A 26,977-nucleotide genomic window follows, 5' to 3' on the forward strand; every position below is an offset into this window, starting at 1 on the left:
GTCCGTCCCTGAAGCAGTGAAACGGCCGATTTCGAGACGCCTGACACGGCATGCTCGAAACGTACATGGTCCACGGGCTGAATCACCCACAATTTTACGGAGCACCTTTAAAAATGCTCGATTTTAGAACCGCTTTGCAGGATTCATGTGTTATTGTCTCCGATGGAGCAATGGGAACACTCTTACAACAGAAGGGGATGCCGGCCGGCGCTTCTCCTGAGGAATTCGGCTGGAATTCGCCGCAAACTATTGTAGACGTTCACCGGCTGTATCTCGATGCCGGGGCGAATATCGTTACTACCAATACATTTGGCGCTACGCACTTCAAGCTGCCCCAAGGAATGGAGACGGTGGCCCTCAACCGGCGCATGGCCGAAGTGGCCCGCGAAGCCGTGGGCGATAAAGCCTGGGTTGCGGGCGGTGTTGGCCCCACCGGACATTTTGTGCGCCCTATGGGCGATTTGAATTTTCGCGACCTGGTTCAAGCCTTTGCCGAGCAGATCAAGGGGCTTGTACAGGGCGGGGCGGATTTCATTCTTGCCGAAACCCATTTTGACCTGGCCGAAGCAAGGGCCGTGGTTGTTGCTGCAAGAGAGGTATGTGATCTGCCCATTGGCGTGTCCATGACTTTTGACCAGGGGGCGTGTCTGACCGGCACGTCACCGCTGACCTTCATAGACACCATGCAAAACATGGGTGTGGATTTCGTAGCAACCAACTGCAGCGCCGGGCCGGAGCAGTTCGCTGCGGTTGTGGAGCAAATGCGCAGACGCCTGACCCTGCCATTGATGGTCTACCCGAACGCCGGCCTCCCCGAACTCAAGGATGGAGAAACCGTTTTCAGCATGGGGCCAGAGGTCTTTGCCGAAAAATGCGTCAAGCTCATTGAATTGGGCGCTTCCTTAGTTGGTGGCTGTTGCGGCACAGGGCCGGATCATATCCGGGCTCTGGCCCAGACAGTGAAAAATATACGTGCGCCTCGTCCTGCTGCTGTAGAAGAAGAATGCATGGTGCTCACATCGCGCACGATTTCCGTGCCTGTTGGGGTGGACAGACCCGTGGCCCTTATAGGCGAGCGCATCAACCCCACGGGCAAAAAGCAGCTTACCGCCGAGCTGCAGGCTGGTGAGTTCGGTACGGCATTGCGTTTTGCCCAGGAACAGATGGACATGGGCGCGACCATTCTGGATGTGAATGTGGGCGCCCCCATGGTGAAAGAGGCGGACGTGTTGCCCGCGCTGGTGCAGACATTGATTTCCCGGTACGAGATTCCTCTTTGTCTGGACACTTCAGACCCTGATGCAGCGCGCACAGGGCTGGATGCCTATCCGGGATCGCCCCTCGTCAATTCCATCAGTGGAGAAGAGGGGCGCATGGAGAATCTTGCGCCATTGTGCAAGCGCTATGGCGCGCCGTGCATTTTGTTGCCGCTGCAGGGAAAGGATTTGCCCGTCACCTCTGCGGAGCGCATAGCGATCATTGACAAGCTGGTGCAGGAAGCCCTGGACATGGGGCTGCCCAAACGACTGCTGATGGTCGACGTGCTGGCCCTGACCGTTTCCTCCAAGCCGGAGGCGGCCAAGGCGTGCCTTGAGACAATCGACTATTGCGCCAATACTCTTGGTTTGCCTACTGTTTTTGGTCTGTCGAATATCTCTTTTGGGCTGCCAGCGCGCCCCTTGCTGAATGCCGCCTTTTTGAACATGTCCATGGCCAGAGGTCTGGCGTCCTGCATTGCCAATCCAAGCGCCCCCCTGCTGCGTGAAGCGTTGATGGCCGGTGAAGTCCTGCTGGACAGGGACAGCCGCGCAGAAAGCTACATCAATGTTTTCAGCAGTTGGACACCAGGAGAAGGGGGCGGTGTTGCTTCTGGCGGCGCAAAAGCGGGCCGCAAGGTGGAGACCATTGAAGACGCCGTGCTTCAGGGAGACAAGGACGCCATCCTGCCTCTTTTGGACGCCGCTCTTGAAGCAGGGGAAAAGCCCTTTGTCCTGGTGAACGACAAGCTGATTCCTGCGATTACCGAAGTGGGTGACCGCTACGAGCGCCGCGAGTGCTATCTGCCGCAACTCATTGCCTCGGCTGAGACCATGCAGAAGGCTTTTGGCCGTATCAAGCCGCTTTTGGAGCAGGAAGCCGGTGCAGGTGAAAAAACCGTGGTAGTCATGGCCACGGTGGAAGGCGATATCCATGATATCGGCAAAAATATTGTGAACCTGATGCTACGCAACCATGGTTTTGAGGTGGTGGACCTGGGCAAGAACGTACCGGCCCAGACCATTGTTGATGCAGCCAAGGAGCATGGCGCCAAGCTTATTGGTTTGTCCGCCCTTATGACGACAACCATGGTGCGCATGGGCGATGTGGTGGATATGGTCAAAGAACAGGGCTTGGATGTAAGGGTTATGATCGGCGGCGCGGTTGTCACCGAGTCGTTCTGCGAAAGCATAGGGGCGGACGGTTATTCCCTGGACGCAGTGAGCGCTGTACGCCTTGCCGAAAAGCTGACTAAAGAATAAATTCGTCACCTTGTGGGCGCAGGGTTTTGGATTGTCTCGTGACCGGGTGCATGGTAGAGGTTTGCACTTGGCTGCGTAATGCTTGTCAGAACCTTGTTGTTTGAAAAAGCAGCACCCTCCGAAACAAGGGTGGGTGGGGCTTTTTCAAATTTCCCGTACTGACGAATGTGATTTATTCCAGGAGTGTCCATGTCACGTACTACGGGTTGTATACGTAAGGCCGGGATATCCGTTGTTTTTGTTCTCGGGTTGCTGTTTGTGACCATGCCCCTGTGCGGCAATTCCATGGCCAAGACCACGGAAATCGAAAGCATGCAGCACATCGAGCTGTTGAAGGCCATTAACGCTGCCCGGGGCAAGATAGTTATCGTTAATTTTTTCGCCAGCTGGTGTCAGCCTTGCAAAGTGGAAATACCCGGACTCATCAGTCTGCGGGAATCTCTCCCCGAGGACGAGGTCCTGATGTTGGGGATCTCCATGGACGAGGACCGCGACGCTCTGCAGGAGTTTGCGGAGCAGGTGCCGTTCAACTACCCCATATACTGGGGCGATGACAACGTTGCCCGGGTTTTCCAGGTTTCCGCCCTGCCGAAGATGCTCATCTACAACGAACGTGGTGGACTGGTGCTGAAGCATGACGGTTTCATCAGTAAAGACGATTTGCAAAAAGTATTGGACGCCATTAGCAAAAAATGAGTGAAGCACCTGCACACTATATACGTAAAGCCCGTGTCCAGGATGTGAAACGCATCCATGGCATGCTCATGCACTTCTCCAAACAGGGGTTGCTGTTGCCGCGCTCCTACAATGAGCTGTACAGTCATTTGCGCGATTTTTTCGTCATCGCGCCTCTGGGAGCAGGGGACATAATGGGGTGTTGCGCCCTGACCATTACATGGGAAGACCTCGGTGAAATCCGTTCGCTGGTTGTGGATGAAAGTCTGCAGAAGCATGGATGGGGCAAAAGGCTGGTGGAAGCTTGTCTCAGTGAGGCCTTGACGCTGGGCATTTACCGGATTTTCACACTGACGTATCAGGACTCCTTTTTCTCCAGGATGGATTTTTCCGAAGTGAACAAGGATGTGCTGCCACAAAAAGTCTGGTCGGATTGTCTGAAATGTCCCAAATTTCCGGACTGTGATGAAATCTGTATGCTCATGGAGCTGTAATGCGCGGCTGGTTGATTTCACTGAACAAGAGGGCTATGTATTGCCCGAGACGTGGCGCTGCCGGCAATTTCCGGCTGAAACGCTCCAAGACCTGAACGCGGGCTTGCGATGATACTTCAATGTCCTAGCTGCGATACCAAGTACAATTTCCCGGACGATAAATTTTCTGCTGGGCGCAAGGTGAAGTGCACCATTTGCGGCAACGTTTTTCAGTTGGAGCCGCCTGCTGCCACTCCTCCTGAGCCTGAGGAGCCAGAAGATTTTCTCGGGGGGGATCAAACCGACTTTGGCGGCGAAGAAGAGCCCTTTGACGCCGGTCTGGGCGACGAGAGCCTGGATAGTCTTTTTGACGATGACGGTGACTCCCCTGAGGAAGACGACATGGATTCCTTTTCTCTGGAGGAAACCCCTGTTCCAGCTGCCCCTCCGGAACCAGAACCTCAAGAACCACCTGCAGATGACAGCTTTGCGGATGCGCTTGAAGAAGAGCAGGAATCCGGCAGCCGCGTTCGCGAGGAGTTCTCACTTGGCGATGAGAAGGGGAAGGGAAAAAGCGGCAAGAAAATAGACCTCGATGCCCTGGTGGGGACGGACAGCGGCAAGAAAAAGCGTTCTCTGTTGCCTATAATCATGGGGGCGGTTTTGCTGCTGCTGGCCGGCGCTGGTGCATGGTATTTCTTTATGAGCGGTGACGATACGGTTGCCCCTGAAAGCCAGGAGACCGCGCAGACCGACGAAGTCATCACCACAGAGCAGATCAAGAATTTTTCTCTGGAGGACGTAAAGCAATATTATGTCGACAATGATAAGGTCGGCAAGATTTTCGTCGTTCAGGGCAAGGTGGTGAACAATTTCTCCTCGCCGAAGGAGCTTATCACTATTGAAGCCAATCTTTTTGATGCTGGCGGCGTAAGCGTGAAGGACAAACAAATTCTCGCCGGCAACTCTGTCTCGCTGTATCAGTTGCAGATGCTCACCGAAGAGGAGCTTGAATCCGCTATCAACAACAAGGTCGGTATTCTGACTGCCAATACCAATGTTCCCCCAGGTGGCGAGGTACCTTTTGTCGTCACCTTTTACAATCCACCGGAGACCGTGCAGGAATTTGGCATCAAGGTGGTCTCGGCCAAAAATCCGCCCAAGGAATAGCCGTCTGCATCGGTGAATGGGCGGATAATGAAAGAGCGCCACGTCTATACCTGCCGCGAGTGCGGCGCCCAAAGTCCGCAATGGCGCGGACAATGCCCAAAGTGTAAGGAATGGAACACAATGGAGGAGCGTGTAGTCGCTTCTGGTGGTTCCCGTTCCCAGCGGCATACAAGTGGCGCGCCCCTTTCTCAAGAGGCGGTTTCCCTTTCCAGTCTTGCCGCAGAATCCGTTCGCAGCTTCAGCACAGGCGAAGAGACCCTTGATCGTTTTCTGGGCAATGGCCTGGCCGCGGGAGGCGCCCTGCTCATGGGCGGCGCCCCTGGCATTGGCAAGTCCACCTTGCTTTTGCAGATTGCAGGTGCGGTGGCGGCTGGGGGGCATCGCACAGTCTATCTTTCCGGTGAAGAATCCCTGCCGCAAATCCGGGCCAGGGCGGAGCGACTCGGTGTGCTTGGTGACAACCTGCTGGCGCTTTCCACCGTCAACGCAGAGGATGGCCTGCGGCAGCTTGAAGCCGGGGGGCTTTCCCTGCTTGTTGCAGATTCTGTACAGACCCTTGTTTCTCCCCGTGCGGATGGGCTGCCGGGGAGCGTGTCACAGGTGCGGGCTGTTGCTACGGAATTCATCGAGGCGGCCAGACGCGCCGAGACGGCTCTCGTATTGGTAGGGCACGTTACCAAGGATGGCCAGATCGCCGGGCCCAAGCTGCTTGAACACATGGTGGACACCGTGCTGTACCTGGAAGGGGACAGGCAGCAGGCGTTTCGTTTGTTGCGCGTGCTTAAAAACCGGTTCGGCCCGTGCCTGGATGTGCTGGTGTACAGCATGGGAGGGCGCGGGATGGAATTGGTTCACGACCCCTCCACATTGTTTTTGGGTGCGCGGAACCCTGCACTGAGCGGCACTGCCTTGAATATGGCTCTGGACGGGCAGCGCCCGTTTGCAGTGGAGGTGCAGGCGCTGGCTTGTCGCAGCTATCTTTCCATCCCCCGCCGCACTGCCCTTGGTGTAGACGCCAACCGCCTGCATTTGCTTTTGGCTGTGTTGGAAAAGCGTTTGTCCATCCACCTTGGAGAAATGGACCTTTACGCCAAGCTTGCGGGTGGTCTCAGGCTGCAAGACCCTGGCATGGACCTGGCTTTGGCCGCTGCCGTACTTTCTTCATATTACGACCGCCCCTTGCCTGAACGATCGGTGTTTTGGGGTGAGATCGATCTCAATGGACAAATCCGCCCCGTTGCTGGACAGGATATTCGTTTTGCCCAGGCCAGCCGGCTGGGTTACGACCCCATATTCTGTCCTGCGCAGGAAGGCGGTTCTTCTCGTAAAAAGGTCAAAGCAAACTGGGTGGATACATTACAGACACTGCAACAGAGTTTGTTTCACGGCTAGTTGCTATTCCTGCTTGCTCCATGACGTGTACCCGGTTATTCTGAAAAATATGTGATTCTCATTTTCCCATTACCGAAGGGGGGTTATAGATGGCTAGCAGTCCTTTAGCACGTAACAAACTGGTTGTAGCAGGCGGTATTGTGCTCAGTTTGTTGCCGCTCTGCACGTTTTATATTGGTGCTTTGTGGGCGGCATTGGCCGCGTTCCTTGTCGGTGTCGTGGTGACGCTGTTCCTTGCCAGCCGTGCAGGGCGCGAAGGCACGGCGGTTGTAGATGACCTTTTGCCTGCCTTGGCAAAACAGGACCTGGACGCGGTTGCGAAATTTGGCTCCCGTTTCCCGGAGCTGCAAAGCTCCATGCAGACGCTGCAAAAAACGCTTGCTGCGTCTGAAGTGGGAATGGAGAGCATAGCGCACTCACCCCTGCCACTTTTTGTTACGGATGCTGGTGGTAATTTGCTTGCAGTCAGTCGCCCCCTGGCCGAGCTCGCAGGCGTTCCTCAAAGCAATCTTATAGGTAAGAATTACTCCCAAGCGCTGTTTCAGAATGGGGGGGACGCTTTTAAGAATGATATGCAGGGCGAACAACTGACCCTCGTTTTGAAGAGTGGAAAAACGATACATGCAATAGGGGGCGCTGCCCCTTTGTCGGACAAGAAAGGAACGGTCATGGGCAGGGTTGCCGCTTTTTGCGCGGTGGACGCGTTTATTGACCAGATAGAGCAGCTTGAAAAAGACAAACAGGAGTTGTTGACAACCGGCGCCACTATCTCCGATGTCGCCCAACGTGTCGCTTCAGCATCCGAAGAATTGTCCGCCTCTGCCGACGAGCAGGCTAGAGGCGCGCAACGCCAGAAATCACAATCCGAGAATGTTGCAACTGCAATGGGGCAGATGGGATCCACGGTTCTTGAGGTTGCACAAAACGCCTCAGCTACCTCCCATGCGGCGGATGAAGCCCAGAGCGCAGCGCATGATGGTGTGGAGCTCGTTTCCAAGGCCCTGGAAAGCAGCAATCGTGTTGCTTCCGCCTCTGAAAAGCTGGCGGAAGTTCTTTCACAACTTGACGGACAGGCTGGAGAGATTGGAAGAATCATTAGTGTCATCAATGACATAGCCGATCAGACCAATTTGCTGGCCTTGAACGCAGCCATTGAAGCTGCGCGTGCAGGGGAGGCCGGACGCGGTTTTGCGGTGGTTGCCGATGAAGTCCGTAAACTTGCGGAAAAGACAATGGTCGCAACCAAGGAAGTGGAGCAGGCCATCAAAACCATCCAGAACAGTTCGCAGGACGCCGTGACTTCCATGGAAGAGACACAGCGTCAGGTCGTTACCAGCAACGAGCTTTCCAATCAAACAAGTGATGCACTGCGCCAGATCATGGAGCGCATAGAAGACATGGCCGCGCGAGTCGCGCAGATCGCCACGGCTGCGGAAGAGCAGTCCGCTTCTGCAGAAGAAATCAATCAGAGTATCGAAGAAATCGCCTTGATCGCCGGGGAGGCTGAAGAGGGGGCAGATCAGACTGCCAGCGCCACCCATGATCTGGCGGAGCTCTCGCAGGAGCTTCTGACCCTGGCCCTGGAACTCAGTGGCAGTACGGAAAACGACAAGTTGTGGAAATCCGAAGGCAGCATGCGGGGCGTTTTGCCAAAGCTTATGCAGGATTTCGTCAAATTGGAGTTCGGGAACAAGGTCTTCACACAAATGGAGGACGCGTTGGGCAACCCCGTGTTTTTACCGACGTCCAACTACCCCGATGTCGTGTTGAAGCAGATGGCGAGCGTGGTGGAGGGGCTGACCGGGAAGGACAGCCGGAGCATTTTTCTGCAATTCGGGCGCTACACCATGAAGCAGTTCGAGAAGATGTACAAACGTTACATCAAGGGCGATAACCTGAAGGAACTCTATCTTTCCATCGACAAGGTGCACCAGCAACTGACCAAGGACTATCCCGGGATTAAACCTCCAAAGTTCTTTTACGATGACAAGGGAGATGTGCTGGTGATGACGTATCGCTCTGATCGGGGACTTTTCGATTACTTTGAAGGCATTTTGCTTGGTGCGGCGGACTACATGGGCGAGCATGTGAACGTGAAAGTTAAACCGGTGGATGAAAATACCGCCAGGGCGGAGATTAGATTCAATTAGAAAGAGTATTCTATCAGCATATAGTCCTTGGCAATATGCTGTATTTTTGCGTACACTGTGTATTCATCGCTAGCTTTGATCTTGATTTCGTCGCTTACACGTGCCGGCGTAGCGTATGGGCTGAAGAGCAACCGGTCTATCCCCAATCCGGGAAGAGACGGCAGAGAATATGGAAAATACTACTGAACTGGTCGATCAGCTAAAGGAAAGATGTTCGCAGTTTTTGCCTGTGCTGCAAAAGCTGCTTTCCAAGAGCATACATGCCCATGAGGATTAATTTCTCCGTTTGGGAGATATGCTGCAGCGCTACTCCATGCAGGCAGGCGACCTGTCATCCACAGCTTCGGGTCTTTTGCAGTCCACTTCCGGGCAGGACATTGCAGAGCTTATCAAGGGGTTTGATGTAGAGCTCCAGTCCATGCACAATGTCTGTAGTACCCTGTCCGGGCGCAAGGCGCTTGATGATTTGCGTAATATCGTCAAGACAATAACCGAACTCGAAGAATTGATGGACGAGTTCGGCCGGCTTGTGCGCCACCTGCACATGCTGGGAATCTCGACACGGATAGAGAGCGCCCGGCTCGGTTCGGATGGTAGTGGTTTTCATACCCTTGCCGATGACGTGGAAAAATTGGGTAATCGTATCGACGGGCACACAACAAGGATAACGCAGCAAGCGCGCTCTTTGCTGGAACTTGCCAGGCTGGCAATTCAGCAGACCCAGGAAATGTTGCAACAGCAGGAAAAATGCTCAGAGTCGATCTTCCAAAGCATCAAAGGCAATCTTGACTCACTTTTGAACATGGCCTCCAGCTCCGAAGGGCTCACAGAAAGCATCGCCAGCTCCTCCCAGGATGTTTCGCAGCGGATTGGCGAAGTTGTCTCCATGCTGCAATTTCATGACATAGTGCGGCAGCAAGTGGAGCATGTGGAAGAGGCCCTGGACGATGTAAGCGGTGTTTTGTTCAACAACAGTGAAACACACCTTTCCGTACAGCCTGAAAACGCCGACCTCGCCGGCTGGGTTGCCGATGTCGCCAGCATACAGAAACTGCAGGTGCAGAGCGGCAAGGAGCGGTTCGTCAATGCTGTTGAATCCCTTAAGGACAACCTTTCGGGTATTGTCTCCAGCGTCCAGGTCATGGAAAATGAAATCACCTCCCTGGTGGGGCAGGATACTGCCGGTGGCACAAAAAGCCTTGTCGCCATTGAGCGCACAGTGGACGGTATGCTGGGCACCATGAATGATTTTGCCGTACAGGGTGAGGAAATCGGCCGGACCATGAGTTCCGTCGCCAGCACCGTTGCGGAAATCAGCGAATATTTGAGTGATATTGAAGAAGTCGGCGCCGAAATAGAGTTGATTGCCCTGAATGCAAGCATCAAGGCGGCGCATACCGGTGAGCAGGGTGCTGCAATGGGTGTATTGGCCATGTCCGTGCAACAGCTTTCCAAAGAAGCCAGCCGGCAGACCGAGGAAGTGTCTTCGCTTTTGTATGGGGTAAGTGATCTTGCCGGAATGCTGAAAGAAAGGGCGGCAGAATTTCTTGATACCTCCCAGGTTCAGGACATGGTGGGTAAACTGAAAGGTCTGCTGACAAATCTCAAAACGTTGGATGGGACCATTTCTTCCGGTTTTTCTCAACTGGTCAATGAAAGCAGTGAGCTGGCGCAGGATATTGCACAACTTACCGGCAGCATAGATTTCCATTTGAAGGTCGAGGCGCAGCTTCAGGAGGCTGAAGACAAGCTGGCTGCATTTGAAGAACAGGCCAAGGAGCTTGCGCCACCTTCTGACGAGCAGCACCGTCCTGAACGGCTTAAGAACCTTCTTGAGCGTTACACCATGGATGCCGAACGCCTGGTTCACGAGCAGGTTCTCAACATTGCCGACGGTAATGCAGCGACTGAAGAAGATGCGGGAGACGATATGGACAATGTTGAGCTATTCTAAGCGACATTGGTTCCCACCATTGCCTTTTAGGGCAATATGAGGCATTTATGAGTCAGTTTAATAGTAAATATCGCAGGCAGGTCCATATAGCCTGATTTCATTACAAGTGATTGAGGGGAATACATGTCCAAGACAATTATGACTGTGGACGATTCTGCCAGCGTTCGACAAATGGTTGGATTTACATTGAAGAATGCTGGGTATACTGTTGTAGAGGCTGTTGACGGAAAAGACGCTCTGTCCAAGCTCAAGGGCCAGGTGGACATGATCGTCACTGACCTTAACATGCCTAACATGGACGGTATCGAACTGATACGCAATGTCCGTGCTAACGCATCTTACAAATTCATTCCTATCATTATGCTCACCACGGAAGCCCAGGCTTCCAAGAAGCAAGAGGGCAAGTCCGCCGGAGCCACCGGCTGGATTGTAAAACCCTTCAAGCCGGATCAGTTATTATCAGTTGTAAAAAAAGTACTAAGGTAAGTACATGCGTTCCATGGAGCCGTTGCACCTTGCTGCAGGTGTTTACGGAAAGAAAGGCTGCAGGGAAGGGGGGGATTGAACATGTCCCAGGAGGACATGAACAGACAGGCTTTTCTTGAAGAAGCCAATGATTTGTTGACCGAGTTGGAAACTGCCCTGTTGGAGCTTGAGGACCAGCCTGACAATCAGGACCTCATCGACAGGGTGTTCAGAGCCATGCATACCATCAAAGGCTCAGGGTCCATGTTCGGGTTCGACGATATCGCGGCTTTTACCCATGACGTTGAAAGTGTATTCGAATACGTTCGCAATGGGCATATGGCGGTCACCCGCCAATTGCTCGACCTCACCCTGTCATCCAGGGACCATATCGTTTACTTACTGGCGTGTTCCGAAAGCGGCGAAGCGCCTGATGTAGACAAAGCCCGGCACATAACCCAGGGGTTGCGTTCGCTTTTGCCTGCCGATGTGGCAGGTCCTGGTGCTGCTGCAGCAGCAAAAGACGAAGAACCTGAAGAAGCAGCAGAGCAGCTTACCTGGAGAATCCGCTTCCGCCCCCATGAGGATTTTTTTCAGTTCGGCAACAACCCTTTGCTACAGCTGGACGAGCTGGATGAGATGGGCACAGCGAAAGCCTTCCCCCATTTTGAAGATGTACCCGTTCTTGAGGATCTGGACCCTGAATCCTGTTACGCGTGGTGGGATGTGCTGCTTTCATGCGCGGCAACAGAGCAGGAAGTGCATGATGTTTTTCTTTTTGTGGAAGACGAATGCGACCTGCAGGTCAGCGCCGTTGATCAGGGTGAAGGCCTGGATGGGGAAGAAAACTATAAAAAACTTGGCGAAATATTAGTCGAGCGCGGCGACATCAGTGCTGAAGAGCTGGAGCGCGTGCTTGCTGAACGCAAGCGCATCGGCAACATGCTGGCGGAATCCGGTGCTGTGAGCCAGGAAAAGGTCGAATCCGCCCTTGAAGAACAACGTACCGTCCGTCAGATACGCGAGCAGCGTTCCACAACGGTGCGCAAGCCTCCTGAACAGCAGGTTTCCAGCATCCGCGTTGCCGCTGACAAGCTTGACTACCTGGTGGATCTCGTTGGCGAGCTTGTCATTGTCCAGGCGCAGTTGACCCAGATGGTGAGCGAGCGCAAGGATACGCAGTTGACCACCCTGGCGGAAGACCTGGAACGATTGAGCGACGAACTCAGGGACTCCACCCTGAACATCAGGATGCTTCCCATTGGCACCACGTTCAGCAAGTTCAGGCGACTTGTCCGTGATCTGTCCGCAGACCTCGGCAAGGAAATCGACCTGCAGACTGAGGGCGCTGAAACGGAATTGGACAAGACCGTTATTGAGCGCCTCAATGATCCGCTGGTGCACTTGCTGCGCAACAGCATAGACCACGGTGTGGAAACACCTGCCGAGCGTCAGGCTGCCGGCAAGGAGCCCGTGGGGCACATAAAGCTCATTGCCGAACACTCTGGCGGCGAAGTCGTTATTCAGATCATCGACGATGGCAAGGGGATAGACCCGGATATCGTGTTGTCCAAGGCCATCGAGCGCGGTTTGCTCATGCCGGGGCAGGATTACAGCAAGCAGGAAATCCTGATGCAGATTTTCATGCCCGGGTTTTCCACTGCCCAGAAAGTCACCAATGTTTCGGGCAGAGGTGTGGGCATGGATGTGGTCAAGCGCAGTATCGATGAGTTACGAGGCTCGGTTTCCATTCAGAGTGAAAAAGGGGTAGGCACCACCATCACTGTTAAGTTGCCTCTTACACTTGCCATCATCGATGGGCTGCAAATAGTCGTGGAAAATGAGTATTACGTGATGCCGCTGACATTGGTGGAAGAATGTGTGGAACTCATCAACAGTGAGCAGCGCGACACCAATGAGCAGATAGTGAATCTTCGTGGCGAAATTGTACCCTATATCCGGTTGCGTGAATGGTTTGAAGTGGCGGGAGAGAGTCCTGCCATTGAACAGATCGTAGTTGTCAGAGTTGCAGGCAACCGTGTTGGCATTGTGGTAGATAACGTCATAGGTGAGCACCAAACCGTTATCAAGAGTTTGGGTAAATTGTATAAAGACGTACAGGGCATATCCGGCGCAACCATCAAAGGTGATGGTACAATGGCGTTAATCCTGGATGTCCCGCAACTTATCCAGTCTGTTGCCGGACGTCAGGGGCGCTGACCTTTCTTCTCAGATCACGACATTTTCTCCCAGCATCATTATAATAGGTTTGCCAGTTTTCCGTAAGGGTGGCATTATGGAGCAATATTGCCAATACTTTGCAAACGGAGCAAACTGATCAACATGGCCAAAATCAAGGTACTCATTGTCGACGATTCTGCCATGGTGCGGCAGACGCTTGGGGAAATCCTGTCCTCGGACCCAGCAATCGAGGTCGTTGGCACTGCCAGCGACCCCTACGCCGCTGCCAAAAGGCTTGAGGAAGTAGTGCCGGATGTGATTACGCTGGATATTGAGATGCCGCGTATGGATGGCATTACCTTTTTGCGCAAGCTCATGACCCAGCATCCGCTGCCTGTGGTCATTTGCTCCACGTTGACGGAGACTGGTGCCGAAACTACGCTCAAAGCGTTGGAATTCGGCGCTGTCGAGATCATCACAAAGCCGAAAGTGGGCACCAAGCAGTTTCTGGAAGAATCCAAAATCCGGATTTGCGACGCAGTGAAGGCCGCAGCAAAGGCGCATCTGAAAAAAGTCTCGGCCAAGACAATGCGTGTGGAGCCTACGCTTTCCGCGGACGCCGTCATGCCCGGCCCTTCTTCAAAAGCCATGATACAAACTACTGAAAAAGTCGCGGTTGTTGGCGCTTCAACCGGTGGCACGGAAGCCCTTCGTGTCTTTTTGGAGGCCATGCCCCGTGACTGCCCTGCAATAGCCATTGTGCAGCACATGCCGGAACATTTTACGGCTGCCTTTTCGCAACGGCTCAATGGCTTGTGCCGGATCACGGTGAAAGAAGCTGCAGATGGAGACGGCATGCTCAGGGGGCAGGCGCTCATCGCCCCTGGTAATAAACACATGCTGCTCAAACGCAGTGGGGCGCGCTATTATGTCGAGGTGCGCGAAGGCCCCTTGGTGCGTAGACATCGCCCTTCTGTGGATGTGCTTTTCCGCTCTGCCTCGCGCTATGCAGGGAGCAATGCCGTGGGTGTTATCATGACCGGTATGGGAGATGACGGCGCCAATGGCATGAAGGAAATGTTCGAAGCCGGAGCCTATACCATTGCCCAGGATGAAGCCTCCTGCGTGGTTTTTGGCATGCCTCAGGAAGCCATCAAGCTGGGGGGCGTGCACAAGGTCATGTCGTTGGAGAGTATTGCCCCAGCGGTTGTAAGGCTTTGCCGGTCGTAATCACCCCTTGCCGCCGTTGTTGTGGCGGTAAAAGTGTACGTCCACGGTCTGCCGGGTCACTAGCCCCTCATTGAGGATGCTGTTCACGTATTCCAGGAATGCATCGATCTTTTCCTTGGCGTCCACAATCTCCACAACAATGGGGAGGTCCTCTGAAAGCCGCAGTATCTTGGCCGTGTGCACGAGGCTGTTTGCACCGAATCCCATGGCTCCCTTGAGCACTGTTGCGCCTGCCAGTCCCTGGCGCCGGGCTTCTTCCACAACAAGTTCATACACGGGGCGCGATCCGTGCTTGTCGTTCTCTCCAGTATATATGCGCAGACATTCTACAGTATCAGGTAGTTGCATGGCTGACTCCTTGCATTGTTAAGAGCTTACAGGGCGCGCCCCAGGGCGAGACCGCCCAGCATCAACGCCAGACCAAGGACGTTTTGTCCGGCCATATTGGCGATGGCCCACCCCCATTGCCCGTGTTGCAATAGCTGCGCGCTTTCAAAAGCGTAGGTGGAAAACGTGGTGAATGCGCCCATGAAGCCTGTAAGCACAACCACGCGGTACTGGGGGCCAAGACGTGTTTCGAGAATGCTCCAGATCAGGCCGAAGAGGAAACAGCCGAGGATATTGACGACAAAGGTTCCAAGGGGAAAGCTGCTGCCGAAATATCGTTGCACCAGACCGGCCAGAGTGTATCTGCTGAGAGCGCCAATTCCTCCGGCAACAGCCAGAAAAAACAGTTTCTGCACGTTGCAGACTCCTTTTTACCCGCGCCTGAAAATAGTGAAATGACGTGGCGGCGGGTGGTTATACGCGTCATTTTCTCACAAGCGGGATTGTGGTATCATAAGAGCCATGGCATTGGAAATCGAGATCAAATTTACCAACGCAGACCTGAAAGCCTTGCGTGACAAGCTATTAGAGGCAGGGGCGTCGCGACTTGGCGGTCATTTTGAAAGCAATCGTGTTTTTGATACCCCCGACCGCAGTCTTTTTGCCAAGAACATTCTGCTCCGATTGCGACAGATGGCGTCAAAACCTGGTGATAAGAGCGCAGATGGTTTGATGACCCTCAAGCGTCCTCCGGCTGCTGCCGATGAGAAGGAAAGGTACAAGGTCTGGCAGGAGACCGAAACCCGTGTGACCGACGCCGCAGCGCTGGCGGAAGCCTTTCATGCTCTGGGATGCGGCGTTACCCTGGTATACGAAAAACTCCGCGAGGAGTGGCGGCTCGAGGCGTGTACGGTATGTCTGGACAGGCTCCCCTTCGGGGATGTTGTGGAACTGGAAGGCTCCCCCGCCGCCATCGAGGCCTGCGCCGGGCGGCTCGGCCTGGATATGGCGCAGGGTACTGATAAGACATACCATGCTTTGAACAAGGAATACCGCCGCGCGAACAATCTTCCTGATGACGATAGCTTTGCATTTGCGCCGGATACTGTGCCCACTCCCTGGTGGGCGGAAGAAAAATGACGGCGTTGCACCTGCATCACCTTGATTTTGTGGGCAGGATGCACTAATTTCCACAGTAAGGGCTAGAGAAGGGCACCCCTGCTGAAACCGAAAAGTAAAGGGACTCGACAAGAGACCCAAGCGTACTTAGATTTTACAACAGAAACAATTTGAGAGAACGACAAGCATGGCCAAGCGCTTCGAAAGACCTGAATTCGAACCTGAAATCGGATTGGATGAAGAACTACAGGAGCCCCGACAGTTCAAGGTTCTATTGCACAACGACGACTATACGACCATGGATTTCGTGATCCGTGTATTACGGGCGGTTTTCAACAAAAGCGAACCCGAAGCAGCGCAGATCATGATGAATGTACATGAGAACGGAGTCGGCGTTTGCGGCATATACTCTGCCGAATTGGCCGAGACAAAGGTCGCAACTGTGCATTCTATGGCCCGGAAAGAAGGGTTCCCATTACGAAGCAGCATGGAAGAGGTGTAAATGCTCAGTAAAAGATTAGAAAACGTGCTTACGTCCGCGGTGCGTACGGTCCGCACACGCAATCACGAATATCTTACTCTGGAACACCTGCTACACGCTCTTGTTAACGAAGAGCAGGCGCGTGATATTTTGTCTCATTGTGGTGTGGATGTGGAACGCCTGCAGCAGCAGCTGGAGCGTTTTTTCCAGGACCACATGGAGGTGATGAGCGGGGCTCCTTCCAGTGAAGTGGTGCAGACGCTGGGTGTGCAGCGCGTATTGCAGCGCGCCATCCTGCAGATGCAGTCCTCGGGCAAGAGTAAGGTAGAGGTGGGTGACGTCCTTGCTGCCCTTTTTGACGAGGATGACTCCTACGCGGTGTACTTTCTCAAGTCCCACGGCGTAGCCCGGCTGGATATTCTCGAATACATCTCCCACGGATTGCCCAAGGACGAGGATTGGAAGCCAGAGGAACAGAATCCCTTGGAACGCGGCAGGCAGCAGGGCGCCAAGCCGGCTGACGCCAAGACTTCCAACAAGGCCCTTGAGCAATTCACGGTGGACCTGGTTCGCCAGGCCTCTGAAGGGATGATCGATCCGCTTATTGGCAGGACCGCCGAGCTTGAACGCACGGTCCAGGTGCTCATGCGGCGGCGCAAAAATAACCCCTTGTTCGTAGGGGATCCCGGAGTGGGCAAAACAGCCCTCGCTGAGGGTCTGGCCTTGCGTATTGCCAATGGTGAAGTCCCGGAAGTGTTCAAGAGCGCCAAGATTTTTGCGTTGGACATGGGCGCGCTTTTGGCGGGCACCAAATACAGGGGGGATTTTGAAGTCCGCATGAAAGGAGTCATCTCGGAACTGCAGGCTGTTCCGGACGCCATCCTGTTCATAGATGAAATCCACACCATTGTCGGAGCCGGCGCCACCAGCGGCGGTACGTTGGACGCCTCCAACATCCTGAAGCCCGTTTTGGCCTCCGGTGCGGTGCGCTGCATAGGCTCCACCACCTTTGAGGAATACAAGAACCACTTTGAAAAAGACCGCGCTCTTTCGCGCCGGTTTCAGAAAGTCGAAATTGCCGAGCCGAGCGTTGACGAGTGTGTCGACATCCTCAAAGGCTTGCGCCAGTACTATGAGGAGCACCACCAGGTGCACTATACGCTGCCGGCCATCAAGGCAGCAGCCGAGCTGTCTTCCCGGCATATCAATGACCGTTACCTGCCTGACAAGGCGATTGACGTCATCGACGAAGCCGGCGCTGTATTCAAGCTCAAGCAAGGCGAAGGGCAGAAGAAGAAAACCATTACGCCCGCAGACATAGAACGTGTTGTTTCCCGCATGGCCCGGATTCCGGAGCAGAACGTGTCTTCTTCGGACAAGAATCTGCTCGAAAGTCTGGAACCCCAGCTCAAGAGCATGGTGTTCGGCCAGGATCAGGCTGTGGAAACCATTGTGCGTTCCATCATGCGTTCGCGTGCCGGTTTGCGCCACCCGGATCGCCCCACAGGCAGTTTTCTGCTCTATGGCCCCACAGGCGTGGGTAAGACCGAGTTGGCGAGACAGCTTGCCCAGTCGCTGGGCGTGCAGTTTCTGCGCTTCGACATGAGCGAATACATGGAGAAGCACGCTGTGGCCAGGCTTATCGGTGCGCCTCCTGGCTACATCGGCTTCGACCAGGGAGGTCTTCTCACCGACTCCATCCGCAAGAATCCCTATACGGTGCTTTTGCTGGATGAAATCGAGAAGGCCCACCCGGACCTGTTCAATATTCTGCTGCAGGTCATGGACTATGCGACACTGACGGACAATGCCGGCCGCCGCGCCGATTTCCGCCATGTGGTGCTCCTGATGACTACTAATGCCGGCGCCCGTGAAATGAGCGCAGGTCATATAGGCTTTGGCAGCGGCACTGCGTCTGATGTGAGCCACCGCGGCAGAGAAGCCCTGGAGCGCATGTTCAGCCCAGAGTTCCGCAACCGTCTCGATGGCATCGTCGGCTTCAAGGCCTTGCAGTTTGAGGTCATGGAACGCATCGTAGACAAGTTTATTGTGGAACTTGAACTGCAGATGAAAGAAAGGAAAGTCACCCTCGAACTCTCCGAAAAGGCCCGTGCCTATCTGGCCAGACGGGGCTATGACCCGACGTTTGGTGCACGCCCGCTGGCAAGGGTCATTCAGGATGAGCTCAAAGACAAGCTGGCCCAGGAAGTGCTCTTCGGCTGTCTGCAAAAAGGCGGCAAGGTGCTTATCGACAGTGACGTTGAAGAGGACGTGGAACTGCCCAAGGATGAAAGCGGACTGCGCTTTGAATACGAGACTGCTGATGGTAGCGCCAAACCTGATAAGTCCAAAAAGTCCAGCAGAAAAAAGGCTGAAGCCACAGCTTGAGGCCATGACGGCCCCGGGCCTTGGGCCTGCATTGGGATGGCATGACCATCTTCTACTTGCCGCATGAATGTATCGCCTTCCCTGATCCTGCGGAAGCCGATAGCGACGGATTACTCGCCGTAGGGGGGGATCTTGCCCCCCCGCGGCTTATTGCTGCTTACGCAAGGGGCATATTCCCCTGGTACAGCAAAGATACCCCCATTCTCTGGTGGTCTCCAGACCCCCGCCTGGTGCTGGAGCCAGGCAACATCCACATACCGAAACGCCTGGCCCGAATCCTCAGACAAGGGCGCTTTCAGGTTACCTTTGATACCGCGTTTGAACGAGTGATGCGCTTTTGCGCTTCAGTGCCTCGCCCACAAGGGGATGGGACATGGATTTTGGAAGAAATGGTGCAGGCGTATATCGCCCTGCATCATGCTGGATTCGCCCATTCCGTGGAAACCTGGGTGGATGGAGAACTGGCTGGGGGGCTTTACGGTGTTGCCCTGGGCAGGGCCTTTTTCGGCGAATCCATGTTTTTCATAGAGCCCAACGCTTCCAAAGTTGCCTTTGCAACCCTGGTAGGGCTGCTGCATCAATGGGGGTTCTCCCTCATCGATTGCCAGCAGACAACACCGCACATGCAACGCTTTGGTGCTACGGAATGGCCCAGGGCAGACTTTCTGGAAAGGTTGGAGGAGGCAATAATGGAACCCGCCCCCCGGCAAGGGAGGGCAGGTTCATGGCGGCAGTTTTCTCCGGGGGAGAGCCCTGCTTAAGATTGCTCTTTACTCGCCTTCCACCAACGGCTTGTGTTGGGCCAGGTCGTAGAACCCATGCACCTTGAAGGGCAGGTCGAAGTTGGGGACCTGTTCAAAGTGGATAAAGCCGATGGTTTTGCCTCCTGGAATGGAGGAAAGGGGAGGCAGGCCCAGGGGAATAGGCAGATCCAGCGGTCCTGAATTAAGGGCGGAGAGGCGGTCGATATACCTTCTGTCCAGATAGTCCACAATCTGGTCGCGCTCTTCTTCAGTAAAAGATTCCAGAAGAATACATTTGCTTTTTTCAATGTCCACCGGCAGTTCAGGGTGCAACGGATCGCCCAACAGCTTGTCCCAATTGTAATTATCGGCTTCAGCCAAATCATAGTCGGGGCGAAAGAGATGGACTTCCACGTCGCGACGGCCCTTGAAACTTTTGATCGTAATGGAAATGGCGTAGACCCGGTCCGCCAGTTGCGGGGTCTGGGCTGTCATAATGTTGCGTTCCACGGAATCCTCCGGATGCGTTGTTTTTTGTTCGCCGGAACAGTAAGCGATTCTGCTCTGCAAGGGAAGCCCTGGAGCCTTGACTGCGCGCCCAAACCTTAAGACGCACTCTCTGGCATCTTTCGTGCAAACTCCTGAACAACAGGCAGTGATGGGAAAAACCTGCCACTGCCCCAGCATGAGGCCCGGTTGCGGGTAAGGTATTGCGGCATGAGCAAACCACGAAAAAAACGGGAGAAGCCCATGGACACAGGATTGAGCCAGGACGAAATCCATTGGTTATTGAAAGATATGGCGGAGGTGTGTTTACGGCCTCCTAAGGGCGAAGCGGAGCGCATGCTCTCCACACCCGTCAGCGTACAGCCATTGGGGCGAAAATTTTTGAGTCCTGTTATGCGCCTGGCTCGGGTCTTGGACGCCGTGCGCCCCTGCGCTCCTCTATTGCTGCTGGCGGTCGCTCTGGCCCCTCTGGTAGCGTTGACGCTGTGCGTCGCCCTGGCCGGACCCGTGCCCACTCTCCTCGGCATGGGAGTGAGCGCCCTAGCAGGGACCACCGTACTTTTGCGTCAGGGGCCCCGCCCCTTTGCAACCCTGGCCGCCTGTATCGATGGTTTACACATGGGGCGCAATGTGCCTCTGGTGGCCATTCGCCGCGGGCTCACAGTCTTTTGCGGGGTGCTTCTGCTCCTGCCGGATCCTCTCACCACCCTCATTGGCGTCATGGCCATGCTGCCTGGGCTCCGCGAACCTCTTGCGGAATGGCTGCAACAGCAGACCTCTCCCCGGGTGGTTCTTGGGTAATATTCTTCCATTTGCCTGAGACAAGGACATATAAGCCCTTAGTCTGACGTTTCTCTTTTTCACCACACGTGTTATGTTACGGCACGGAGCGAGGGAAGGGCGTGTTCTTTTCCTCGCTCCTTATACAACGCCGGAGCATGCATGAGTAATAAATTCGAAATTGTCAGCGAATATTCGCCCACTGGGGATCAGCCCCAGGCGATTAGCGAGCTTGCCGCCAATATAGAGGGGGGCGTTCGCGATCAGGTGCTTTTGGGCGTTACGGGGTCTGGCAAGACATTCACCATGGCCCACACCATCGCGGCCACACAGCGCCCTGCCTTGATTCTTGCGCCCAATAAAACGTTGGCTGCACAGCTTTACAATGAATTTCGGGACCTGATGCCCAACAACGCAGTGGAGTACTTTGTAAGTTATTACGACTACTACCAGCCAGAAGCCTACATTCCGCAGTCTGACACGTATATCGAGAAAGACTCGGCCATCAACGACAATATAGACAAGCTGCGCCACGCGGCTACCCATGCGCTGCTCACGCGGCGCGACGTGGTCATCGTGGCCTCGGTTTCTTGCATCTATGGTTTGGGTTCGCCAGAATATTACGCCAAGATGGTCATTCCCATCGAAGTGGGGCAACGTCTGGAAAGCGAAAAGCTCATCGCCAAGCTCATCGAGGTGCAGTACGAGCGGAACGATTACGACTTCCACCGCGGCACCTTCCGTGTCCGTGGCGATGTGCTGGAAATCATCCCCGCCTATCATCATGAGCGCGCACTCAGACTGGAATTTTTTGGCGACGAACTCGAGGCCATCCACGATGTGGACCCACTAACCGGGGAGGTGTTGGGAAGCATCTCCAAGACGGTGATCTATCCCGCCAGCCACTATGTTTCTGATCGGGACAACCTGAACCGCGCCGTCAGCGATATTCGCGACGAGCTTGGCGAACGCTTGCGTTTTCTCAAGGCGGAAAACAAGCTGGTGGAGGCGCAACGGCTTGAGCAGCGCACCATGATGGATCTCGAGATGATCGAGGAAATGGGGTACTGCAACGGAATTGAAAACTATTCACGCCATCTGGACAACCGCAAGGCGGGAGAGCCCCCCGCCTGCCTGTTGGATTATTTCCCAAGAGATTTCCTGCTTTTTGCGGACGAGTCCCATATCACCATTCCGCAGGTGAACGGGATGTACAATGGCGACCAGTCCCGGAAGCGCACCCTTGTTGATTTCGGTTTCCGACTGCCTTCGGCTTTGGACAACCGACCTTTGGCCTTCAAGGAATTTCTCGAGCGCATCAACCAGACCGTTTATGTTTCCGCCACGCCGGGCCCCTGGGAGTTGGAACAATCACAGGGGCTGGTTGTGGAGCAGATCATCCGCCCCACAGGCCTTATCGATCCCGTGGTGGAAGTGCGCCCCACAAAAGGGCAGGTGGAGGATCTGCTGGCCGAGTGCAAAGCCCGCGAGGGGCGCGATGAGCGGGTACTGATAACCACGTTGACCAAGCGCATGTCCGAGGACTTGACGGAATACTTCAACAATATGGGGCATAAAGCCCGTTACCTGCATTCTGACATTGATACCCTTGAGCGGGTGGCAATTGTGCAGGCCCTGCGTGCGGGGGAATTCTATTCTCTCATAGGCATCAACCTGCTGCGTGAAGGGTTGGATATTCCCGAAGTCTCACTTGTCGCCATCCTGGATGCCGACAAGGAAGGTTTTTTGCGGTCCACACGGTCGCTTATTCAAACCTTTGGCCGCGCTGCGCGCAACGTGGGCAGTACGGTGGTTATGTATGCCGATAGGGTGACGCCCTCCATGCAGGAAGCCATGGAAGAAACCATGCGGCGCCGTGAAATCCAGATACGCCACAATGAAGAGCATGGTATAACGCCCACCACCGTTAAAAAGAAGATGGACAATATTCTGGAGAGCATTTACGCGCAAACAAAGACCGCGGAACATAAAGCCACGGCGTTTGCCGAGGATGCCGCCCCTTATGGGGATGCGCCGGTCGATCCCAAGGCGCTGGCCAAGGAGATCAAGCAGCTCGAACGGCAGATGCGCGAGGCCGCCAAGGAACTCGAATTTGAACGGGCAGCAGCCCTGCGCGACAAGATAGCCTTGTTGCGTGAACGTCTTTTGAAAGCCGCCTGAGGCATTGGAATCAATGCAGATAAAGCTCCCGACTCGTCGCAAGAAGAGCCTGCATTCGCGCTACGGATCCCTGCTGCCCCTGTTCAGTGGGCTGTTTGGTATCCTGCTCATTCTTATCCTTGCGTCCTTTGGCTACATGCGCCTGGAAGGCTGGGATTTCTGGGACAGCTTCTACATGACCGTCATCACCCTCTCCACTGTGGGGTTCCAGGAAGTGCACGAGCTTTCCAGAATGGGGCGCTTGTTCACCAGTGGACTCATATTTGTCGGAGTGGGCAGCTTTGCCTTTATTGCCGGTACCACGGCGCAGGTTCTCATGGAAGGGCGTCTACAAAAAATGCTGGGGAGACACAGAATGCAGCGGACCATAGAAAAGCTCCAGGGCCACTTTATCGTCTGCGGATATGGCCGCATCGGCTCCATCGTAGCCCGTGAGATCAAGAGAGAAGGCCTGCCCATCGTGGTCATCGAAAATGATCCCGAAACGATAGCTAAACTTGAAGAAGACAACATATTATATGTGGCGGGCAATGCCACAGAAGATGATATTCTGTTGGCCGCTGGCTTGAAAAAAGCCAGTTCGCTCATTACCGCGCTGACACAGGAGGCCGCCAACGTCTATGTGGTGCTTACTGCGCGGCAGTTGAACCCCAACCTGATGATCATTTCCCGCTCTGACAGTGAGCAGCATATCCACCGGTTGGAGCTGGCCGGCGCGGACCGAGTTGTCCTGCCGCATACCATAGGGGGCGTACGCATGGCTCAAAGTGTACTGCGCCCCACGGTGATTTCCTTCATGGAGCTCGCGGTTCGCGGGGGCATTGATCTGCAGATGGAAGAGTTGAATATTTCTGAAGGCTCAGAGCTCGTGGGCAAGGACCTCATTGAATCGCAGATACGCCCCCGGTTTAATCTCATTATCGTAGCGATCAAAAAGCCCGATGGAAGTATGCAATTCAACCCCTCCGCCCAGGCGATCATCCAAGCGGGCGACACTCTGCTCGCCATTGGCAAGCAGGAAAGTCTCGAACAGATGCAGAAGATTCTTTAAGTGGAGCCAGCCTCAGCCTGCAACCAACATCGTGGGATTAATAAATGCGATGTAGGCCCAAAGCGCGGTAGCCAGAAGAAACAGCAATACCGGCACAAGCAGGATTTCCAAAGCGCTTGAGCTTCTGCTTCCCTTGGATTTTTGGACTTTCGGAGCCTTTTTACCGACCCGAAAATCAATGTTTGCACTTCCTGAGGAGGAGGGCGGCGTAGCCCTTTTTTGGGGAGAGGTTTTCTTTCGTGGGGGAGCCTTTGGCGAGGATTTGCCAGGCGTGAAATCGATACCACTGACATCCAGCCTGTCGCTGGCATCTGCTTGGCGTAGGCTGGGCGCAGGCTTTTTCGCCTGTTTTTCCAGCTTCTTGTCCATCTGTGGAGAAAAGCGGGCAGTAACGCCTATGGTGCGTAAGAAGAGAATAATGTCTGAGGCGTCTTCTTCATTGATATTATGCCCCAATTCATAGGGCAGGGTGGCAAGACGTGCGGCCACGGCTTCGGCCTTGCGGCCTTCTGCTTCGGCAAGCATCCGTGCCGCCTCCATGCGGGCCTTTTCATCCCTGACGGAGGTGATGGTCAGTGTGCCTCTTGTCTGGCGCGCCATGCTCGACCCCCCTTGTTTGCGGTCGTATGAGACCGGCAGGTCATCGGCTTTCCTGTTGCCCGGCCCTGCCCAGGCAACATCCCATCAGAAAACCTTCCAGACCATATACAGAAAATCTCTAGATATGCAAGACGCCCGCAGCAGTATGGCAGTATAAGCAGAGAAAAATACATTCTGTGCTTGACATTCTCTCAAAGGGGCGGATAGAGAACTTACAACAGGTTCGTAATACCGAACTGCAACAAAAAATTCGTTAAGAAAAGACCCGTTAAGGCCACGACATGAACAGACACACCGCCTCCAGCATCGCTCCCCGCTCATTGAGCATGCTATCCGTATCCGCGGTCGTCGTCGGTGTCGTAGTAAACGTCGTCGTAGTAGGCGTTATGGAGGCCATGCGCTAGCGGGTACGGATTTTTTCCAGGTGAACACCACCCCCTGCCGGCGCAAGGCCGCCGGCAGGGGATTTTTTGTTGCAAAGTGACTCCCTGGCCGAGGCGGCCCCCAACCTCCAGGGGCAACCTTCAACCAGAAGGAGTCGGAGAATGATTACTTGTAACGGTGCGGAATGTATTATCCACCTCTTGGAGCGACAGGGGATCGGCATTGTGGCTGGCATTCCTGGTGGCGCCAACCTCCCCCTCTACGACGCACTCGGACAGAGCGATATCCGCCATGTCCTTACCCGGCACGAGCAGGGCGCCGGCTTCATTGCGCAGGGTATGGCGCGCTCCACAGGAAAGCCTGCCGTCTTCTTTGCCACCTCAGGGCCTGGAGCCACCAACACTCTCACCGCCATTGCAGACGCAAAGCTCGACTCTGTGCCTGTCATTTGCATTACAGGGCAGACGCCCACCGGCCTGATGGGCACCGATGCTTTTCAGGAAGTGGATACCTACGGGTTGAGCATTCCCATCACCAAACACAATTTCCTTGTTCGCGACGCACTCGAACTGCTCTGGATCATTCCAGAGGCCTTCCGTATCGCCACCTCGGGACGCCCCGGTCCTGTGCTTATCGATGTACCCAGGGACGTGCAGACCCAGAGTATGAATTTTCCAAAATGGCCCCAGACCACCGGCCCAGAAGAGGCGCCTGAAGCTGACATGGCTGATATCTTGCGCGCCGCCATGCTGCTGGAAGATGCCGAGCGCCCTATTTTGTATCTTGGCGGAGGTGTTGTTGCAGCGGCAGATAATGGCGCATGCCAGCTGGCCAGGGAGTTTGCTGAGAAGGCTTCCATGCCCATGGTCTCCAGCCTGATGGGGTTGGGCGCTGTCCCGGCGGAACACCCCATGCACCTGGGCATGCTGGGTATGCACGCGGCAATGGGGACCAACATGTTGCTGGAAGAAGCTGACCTCATCTTTGCCGCTGGCGTTCGTTTCGACGACAGGGCAACCGGCAAGGTGGCTCAGTTCTGCCCCAACGCAGCGGTCGTTCATGTGGATATCGACCCCGCAGAACTGGACAAGCTGAAACAGGCGCATGTGGGAATCACCGGCGATGTGGCTCAAGTGCTGCAATCCATGATGCCCCATGTTCGCCCAAAAAAGAGAGCCGAATGGCTTTCCAGAGCAAAAGCGCTCAAGAGTGATTACGGCTTGCAGATGCCTGGAGTCGAAGATCCACGCACTCCCTATGGCTTGATCCGTGCCGTGTCATCTTTTTTGCCGGAAGACGCCATCATCGCCACCGATGTTGGGCAGCATCAGATGTGGACGGCCCAGGCCTTTCCGCACAAAGCGCCCCGCCAATGGCTGACCTCAGGGGGGTTGGGCACAATGGGATTCGGCCTGCCGGCCGCCATAGGCGCTGCCCTTGCCCATCCGGAGCGCAAGGTTGTCTGTTTCAGTGGCGATGGCAGCGTGATGATGAATATTCAAGAGCTTGCCACAGCAGCTGAGCAGGGCGTGAATCTGACCATCGTGCTTTACGATAACAGTGCTCTGGGGCTGGTGCGACAGCAGCAGGATTTCTTTTGTGAGAAACGCTATGTCGCCTCATCCTATTCTCACCAGGTTGATTTTGCCGCAATAGCCCGTGGTTTTGGTCTGCAAGCTTATGATCTGGGAGACGGGAGCGCCCCTATGGAGATGTTGCGCCAGGCTCTCAGCCATGATGGACCTTGTCTGTTACGGGCGCCCATCAGTCAGGACGAACGTGTGCTTCCCATGGTGCCTCCAGGCGCCGCAAACAGTGAAATGATTGGAGGGTATGAGAATGCCTGCGCAACTGCATAATGATATTTGCGATACACATCCTCAGGGGTGCACCGTTTTGACGCTCCGCGTGCGAAATCATCCTGGCGTTATGTCTCACGTTTGCGGCTTGTTCGCGCGCAGAGCTTACAACCTTGAGGCCATTCTGTGCATGCCGGAACAGGGCGGCGCAACAAGCCTTATCTGGTTGCTTGTCGGGGCGCAGCAAGATTTGGATCAAGTGCTCAAACAACTTGGAAAACTTGAAGACGTATTTGAGGTCAGGCAGGAAGGGGTAAGCCCGGAACATTTTTCTGCGCTTAAAGAAGTATTTGCCGTCCGTGCATCTCGCGAGGCCGCAGCCTGATGTACAACGCAATACGGGAAGGG

Annotated in this window: 24 protein-coding genes; 20 read left to right on the forward strand and 4 right to left on the reverse strand. The window is 54.8% G+C overall.

Annotation, left to right across the window (positions count from 1 at the left end):
- Positions 1 to 113: 113 nt before the first annotated feature.
- The 10 genes from ACZ5EH_RS14520 (at position 114) to ACZ5EH_RS14565 (ending at position 14,209) form a co-directional block, all read left to right on the forward strand.
- Positions 114 to 2,519, forward strand: coding sequence for a homocysteine S-methyltransferase family protein (locus tag ACZ5EH_RS14520; RefSeq protein WP_464274598.1), 2,406 nt, complete (start codon positions 114 to 116; stop codon positions 2,517 to 2,519).
- 189 nt (positions 2,520 to 2,708) lie between these two features.
- Positions 2,709 to 3,215 (forward strand): TlpA family protein disulfide reductase, encoded by a 507-nt coding sequence (locus ACZ5EH_RS14525; protein WP_464274599.1) that lies wholly within the window; start codon positions 2,709 to 2,711, stop codon positions 3,213 to 3,215.
- Positions 3,212 to 3,688, forward strand: a complete 477-nt coding sequence (locus ACZ5EH_RS14530) for an N-acetyltransferase (RefSeq protein ID WP_464274600.1) — start codon at positions 3,212 to 3,214, stop codon at positions 3,686 to 3,688. The genes ACZ5EH_RS14525 and ACZ5EH_RS14530 overlap by 4 nt, the downstream gene beginning before the upstream one ends.
- 108 nt (positions 3,689 to 3,796) lie before the next feature.
- Positions 3,797 to 4,837: a DUF3426 domain-containing protein gene (locus ACZ5EH_RS14535; RefSeq protein ID WP_464274601.1), complete on the forward strand. Its 1,041-nt coding sequence runs from the start codon at positions 3,797 to 3,799 to the stop codon at positions 4,835 to 4,837.
- Between the two features lie 27 nt (positions 4,838 to 4,864).
- Positions 4,865 to 6,229: a DNA repair protein RadA gene (radA, locus tag ACZ5EH_RS14540; protein ID WP_464274602.1), complete on the forward strand. Its 1,365-nt coding sequence runs from the start codon at positions 4,865 to 4,867 to the stop codon at positions 6,227 to 6,229.
- 89 nt (positions 6,230 to 6,318) lie between these two features.
- Positions 6,319 to 8,379, forward strand: coding sequence for a methyl-accepting chemotaxis protein (locus tag ACZ5EH_RS14545; RefSeq protein ID WP_464274603.1), 2,061 nt, complete (start codon positions 6,319 to 6,321; stop codon positions 8,377 to 8,379).
- Between the two features lie 295 nt (positions 8,380 to 8,674).
- Positions 8,675 to 10,333 (forward strand): methyl-accepting chemotaxis protein, encoded by a 1,659-nt coding sequence (locus ACZ5EH_RS14550; protein ID WP_464274604.1) that lies wholly within the window; start codon positions 8,675 to 8,677, stop codon positions 10,331 to 10,333.
- Positions 10,334 to 10,456: 123 nt separating this feature from the next.
- Positions 10,457 to 10,819 (forward strand): response regulator, encoded by a 363-nt coding sequence (locus tag ACZ5EH_RS14555; protein WP_464274605.1) that lies wholly within the window; start codon positions 10,457 to 10,459, stop codon positions 10,817 to 10,819.
- An 81-nt stretch (positions 10,820 to 10,900) separates the two neighbouring features.
- Positions 10,901 to 13,018 (forward strand): chemotaxis protein CheA, encoded by a 2,118-nt coding sequence (locus ACZ5EH_RS14560; protein WP_464274606.1) that lies wholly within the window; start codon positions 10,901 to 10,903, stop codon positions 13,016 to 13,018.
- Positions 13,019 to 13,141: 123 nt separating this feature from the next.
- Entirely contained in the window at positions 13,142 to 14,209 is a 1,068-nt protein-coding gene (locus ACZ5EH_RS14565; protein WP_464274607.1) for a protein-glutamate methylesterase/protein-glutamine glutaminase, read from the forward strand.
- Here ACZ5EH_RS14565 and ACZ5EH_RS14570 read toward each other — a convergent pair whose 3' ends face one another.
- On the reverse strand, positions 14,210 to 14,557 hold the full coding sequence (locus ACZ5EH_RS14570; protein WP_464274608.1) for a DUF190 domain-containing protein: 348 nt from the start codon (positions 14,555 to 14,557) through the stop codon (positions 14,210 to 14,212). It lies immediately after the preceding gene.
- A gap of 26 nt (positions 14,558 to 14,583) precedes the next feature.
- Positions 14,584 to 14,952 (reverse strand): fluoride efflux transporter CrcB, encoded by a 369-nt coding sequence (crcB, locus tag ACZ5EH_RS14575; protein WP_464274609.1) that lies wholly within the window; start codon positions 14,950 to 14,952, stop codon positions 14,584 to 14,586.
- Positions 14,953 to 15,058: 106 nt separating this feature from the next.
- Between crcB and ACZ5EH_RS14580 the strand changes: the two genes are divergently transcribed.
- The 4 genes from ACZ5EH_RS14580 to aat all read left to right on the forward strand — a co-directional run bounded on the left by ACZ5EH_RS14580 (position 15,059) and on the right by aat (position 19,285).
- Positions 15,059 to 15,676: a class IV adenylate cyclase gene (locus tag ACZ5EH_RS14580; RefSeq protein WP_464274610.1), complete on the forward strand. Its 618-nt coding sequence runs from the start codon at positions 15,059 to 15,061 to the stop codon at positions 15,674 to 15,676.
- 166 nt (positions 15,677 to 15,842) lie between these two features.
- Positions 15,843 to 16,157, forward strand: coding sequence for an ATP-dependent Clp protease adaptor ClpS (locus tag ACZ5EH_RS14585; RefSeq protein WP_464274611.1), 315 nt, complete (start codon positions 15,843 to 15,845; stop codon positions 16,155 to 16,157).
- Entirely contained in the window at positions 16,158 to 18,524 is a 2,367-nt protein-coding gene (clpA, locus tag ACZ5EH_RS14590; protein ID WP_464274612.1) for an ATP-dependent Clp protease ATP-binding subunit ClpA, read from the forward strand.
- Positions 18,525 to 18,565: 41 nt separating this feature from the next.
- A complete protein-coding gene (gene aat, locus ACZ5EH_RS14595) occupies positions 18,566 to 19,285 on the forward strand; it encodes a leucyl/phenylalanyl-tRNA--protein transferase (protein WP_464274613.1) in 720 nt (239 codons plus the stop codon).
- 9 nt (positions 19,286 to 19,294) lie between these two features.
- On the opposite strand, the gene ACZ5EH_RS14600 is transcribed toward aat, so the two are convergent.
- Positions 19,295 to 19,777, reverse strand: a complete 483-nt coding sequence (locus tag ACZ5EH_RS14600) for a hypothetical protein (protein ID WP_464274614.1) — start codon at positions 19,775 to 19,777, stop codon at positions 19,295 to 19,297.
- 240 nt (positions 19,778 to 20,017) lie between these two features.
- Between ACZ5EH_RS14600 and ACZ5EH_RS14605 the strand changes: the two genes are divergently transcribed.
- The 3 genes from ACZ5EH_RS14605 to ACZ5EH_RS14615 all read left to right on the forward strand — a co-directional run bounded on the left by ACZ5EH_RS14605 (position 20,018) and on the right by ACZ5EH_RS14615 (position 23,786).
- Entirely contained in the window at positions 20,018 to 20,575 is a 558-nt protein-coding gene (locus tag ACZ5EH_RS14605; RefSeq protein ID WP_464274615.1) for an FxsA family protein, read from the forward strand.
- Positions 20,576 to 20,716: 141 nt separating this feature from the next.
- Positions 20,717 to 22,735, forward strand: coding sequence for an excinuclease ABC subunit UvrB (gene uvrB, locus ACZ5EH_RS14610; RefSeq protein WP_464274616.1), 2,019 nt, complete (start codon positions 20,717 to 20,719; stop codon positions 22,733 to 22,735).
- A 13-nt stretch (positions 22,736 to 22,748) separates the two neighbouring features.
- The gene (locus tag ACZ5EH_RS14615) at positions 22,749 to 23,786 is read left to right on the forward strand and encodes a potassium channel family protein (RefSeq protein ID WP_464274617.1); all 1,038 of its coding nucleotides are present in this window, start codon (positions 22,749 to 22,751) and stop codon (positions 23,784 to 23,786) included.
- Between the two features lie 12 nt (positions 23,787 to 23,798).
- Here the strand turns inward: ACZ5EH_RS14615 and ACZ5EH_RS14620 are convergent, their stop codons facing one another.
- Positions 23,799 to 24,386 (reverse strand): hypothetical protein, encoded by a 588-nt coding sequence (locus ACZ5EH_RS14620; RefSeq protein ID WP_464274618.1) that lies wholly within the window; start codon positions 24,384 to 24,386, stop codon positions 23,799 to 23,801.
- 281 nt (positions 24,387 to 24,667) lie between these two features.
- Between ACZ5EH_RS14620 and ACZ5EH_RS14625 the strand changes: the two genes are divergently transcribed.
- From ACZ5EH_RS14625 to ACZ5EH_RS14635, 3 genes are all read left to right on the forward strand, one after another.
- Positions 24,668 to 24,790 (forward strand): hypothetical protein, encoded by a 123-nt coding sequence (locus ACZ5EH_RS14625; protein ID WP_464274619.1) that lies wholly within the window; start codon positions 24,668 to 24,670, stop codon positions 24,788 to 24,790.
- Between the two features lie 141 nt (positions 24,791 to 24,931).
- Positions 24,932 to 26,629, forward strand: a complete 1,698-nt coding sequence (ilvB, locus tag ACZ5EH_RS14630) for an acetolactate synthase large subunit (protein WP_464274620.1) — start codon at positions 24,932 to 24,934, stop codon at positions 26,627 to 26,629.
- Positions 26,610 to 26,954: an ACT domain-containing protein gene (locus ACZ5EH_RS14635; protein WP_464274621.1), complete on the forward strand. Its 345-nt coding sequence runs from the start codon at positions 26,610 to 26,612 to the stop codon at positions 26,952 to 26,954. The genes ilvB and ACZ5EH_RS14635 overlap by 20 nt, the downstream gene beginning before the upstream one ends.
- The last annotated feature ends 23 nt before the right edge of the window (positions 26,955 to 26,977 follow it).

It is taken from the genome of Desulfovibrio biadhensis (assembly GCF_055388615.1).

What these genes read in the sequence shown, in the direction of transcription:
- ACZ5EH_RS14520 (WP_464274598.1), top strand. Translation starts at nt 114, where the DNA reads ATGCTCGATTTTAGAACCGCTTTGCAGGATTCATGTGTTATTGTCTCC.
- ACZ5EH_RS14525 (WP_464274599.1), top strand. Translation starts at nt 2,709, where the DNA reads ATGTCACGTACTACGGGTTGTATACGTAAGGCCGGGATATCCGTTGTT.
- ACZ5EH_RS14530 (WP_464274600.1), top strand. Translation starts at nt 3,212, where the DNA reads ATGAGTGAAGCACCTGCACACTATATACGTAAAGCCCGTGTCCAGGAT.
- ACZ5EH_RS14535 (WP_464274601.1), top strand. Translation starts at nt 3,797, where the DNA reads ATGATACTTCAATGTCCTAGCTGCGATACCAAGTACAATTTCCCGGAC.
- radA (WP_464274602.1), top strand. Translation starts at nt 4,865, where the DNA reads ATGAAAGAGCGCCACGTCTATACCTGCCGCGAGTGCGGCGCCCAAAGT.
- ACZ5EH_RS14545 (WP_464274603.1), top strand. Translation starts at nt 6,319, where the DNA reads ATGGCTAGCAGTCCTTTAGCACGTAACAAACTGGTTGTAGCAGGCGGT.
- ACZ5EH_RS14550 (WP_464274604.1), top strand. Translation starts at nt 8,675, where the DNA reads ATGCTGCAGCGCTACTCCATGCAGGCAGGCGACCTGTCATCCACAGCT.
- ACZ5EH_RS14555 (WP_464274605.1), top strand. Translation starts at nt 10,457, where the DNA reads ATGTCCAAGACAATTATGACTGTGGACGATTCTGCCAGCGTTCGACAA.
- ACZ5EH_RS14560 (WP_464274606.1), top strand. Translation starts at nt 10,901, where the DNA reads ATGTCCCAGGAGGACATGAACAGACAGGCTTTTCTTGAAGAAGCCAAT.
- ACZ5EH_RS14565 (WP_464274607.1), top strand. Translation starts at nt 13,142, where the DNA reads ATGGCCAAAATCAAGGTACTCATTGTCGACGATTCTGCCATGGTGCGG.
- ACZ5EH_RS14570 (WP_464274608.1), bottom strand. Translation starts at nt 14,557, where the DNA reads ATGCAACTACCTGATACTGTAGAATGTCTGCGCATATATACTGGAGAG.
- ACZ5EH_RS14580 (WP_464274610.1), top strand. Translation starts at nt 15,059, where the DNA reads ATGGCATTGGAAATCGAGATCAAATTTACCAACGCAGACCTGAAAGCC.
- ACZ5EH_RS14585 (WP_464274611.1), top strand. Translation starts at nt 15,843, where the DNA reads ATGGCCAAGCGCTTCGAAAGACCTGAATTCGAACCTGAAATCGGATTG.
- clpA (WP_464274612.1), top strand. Translation starts at nt 16,158, where the DNA reads ATGCTCAGTAAAAGATTAGAAAACGTGCTTACGTCCGCGGTGCGTACG.
- aat (WP_464274613.1), top strand. Translation starts at nt 18,566, where the DNA reads ATGACCATCTTCTACTTGCCGCATGAATGTATCGCCTTCCCTGATCCT.
- ACZ5EH_RS14605 (WP_464274615.1), top strand. Translation starts at nt 20,018, where the DNA reads ATGGACACAGGATTGAGCCAGGACGAAATCCATTGGTTATTGAAAGAT.
- uvrB (WP_464274616.1), top strand. Translation starts at nt 20,717, where the DNA reads ATGAGTAATAAATTCGAAATTGTCAGCGAATATTCGCCCACTGGGGAT.
- ACZ5EH_RS14615 (WP_464274617.1), top strand. Translation starts at nt 22,749, where the DNA reads ATGCAGATAAAGCTCCCGACTCGTCGCAAGAAGAGCCTGCATTCGCGC.
- ACZ5EH_RS14620 (WP_464274618.1), bottom strand. Translation starts at nt 24,386, where the DNA reads ATGGCGCGCCAGACAAGAGGCACACTGACCATCACCTCCGTCAGGGAT.
- ACZ5EH_RS14625 (WP_464274619.1), top strand. Translation starts at nt 24,668, where the DNA reads ATGAACAGACACACCGCCTCCAGCATCGCTCCCCGCTCATTGAGCATG.
- ilvB (WP_464274620.1), top strand. Translation starts at nt 24,932, where the DNA reads ATGATTACTTGTAACGGTGCGGAATGTATTATCCACCTCTTGGAGCGA.
- ACZ5EH_RS14635 (WP_464274621.1), top strand. Translation starts at nt 26,610, where the DNA reads ATGCCTGCGCAACTGCATAATGATATTTGCGATACACATCCTCAGGGG.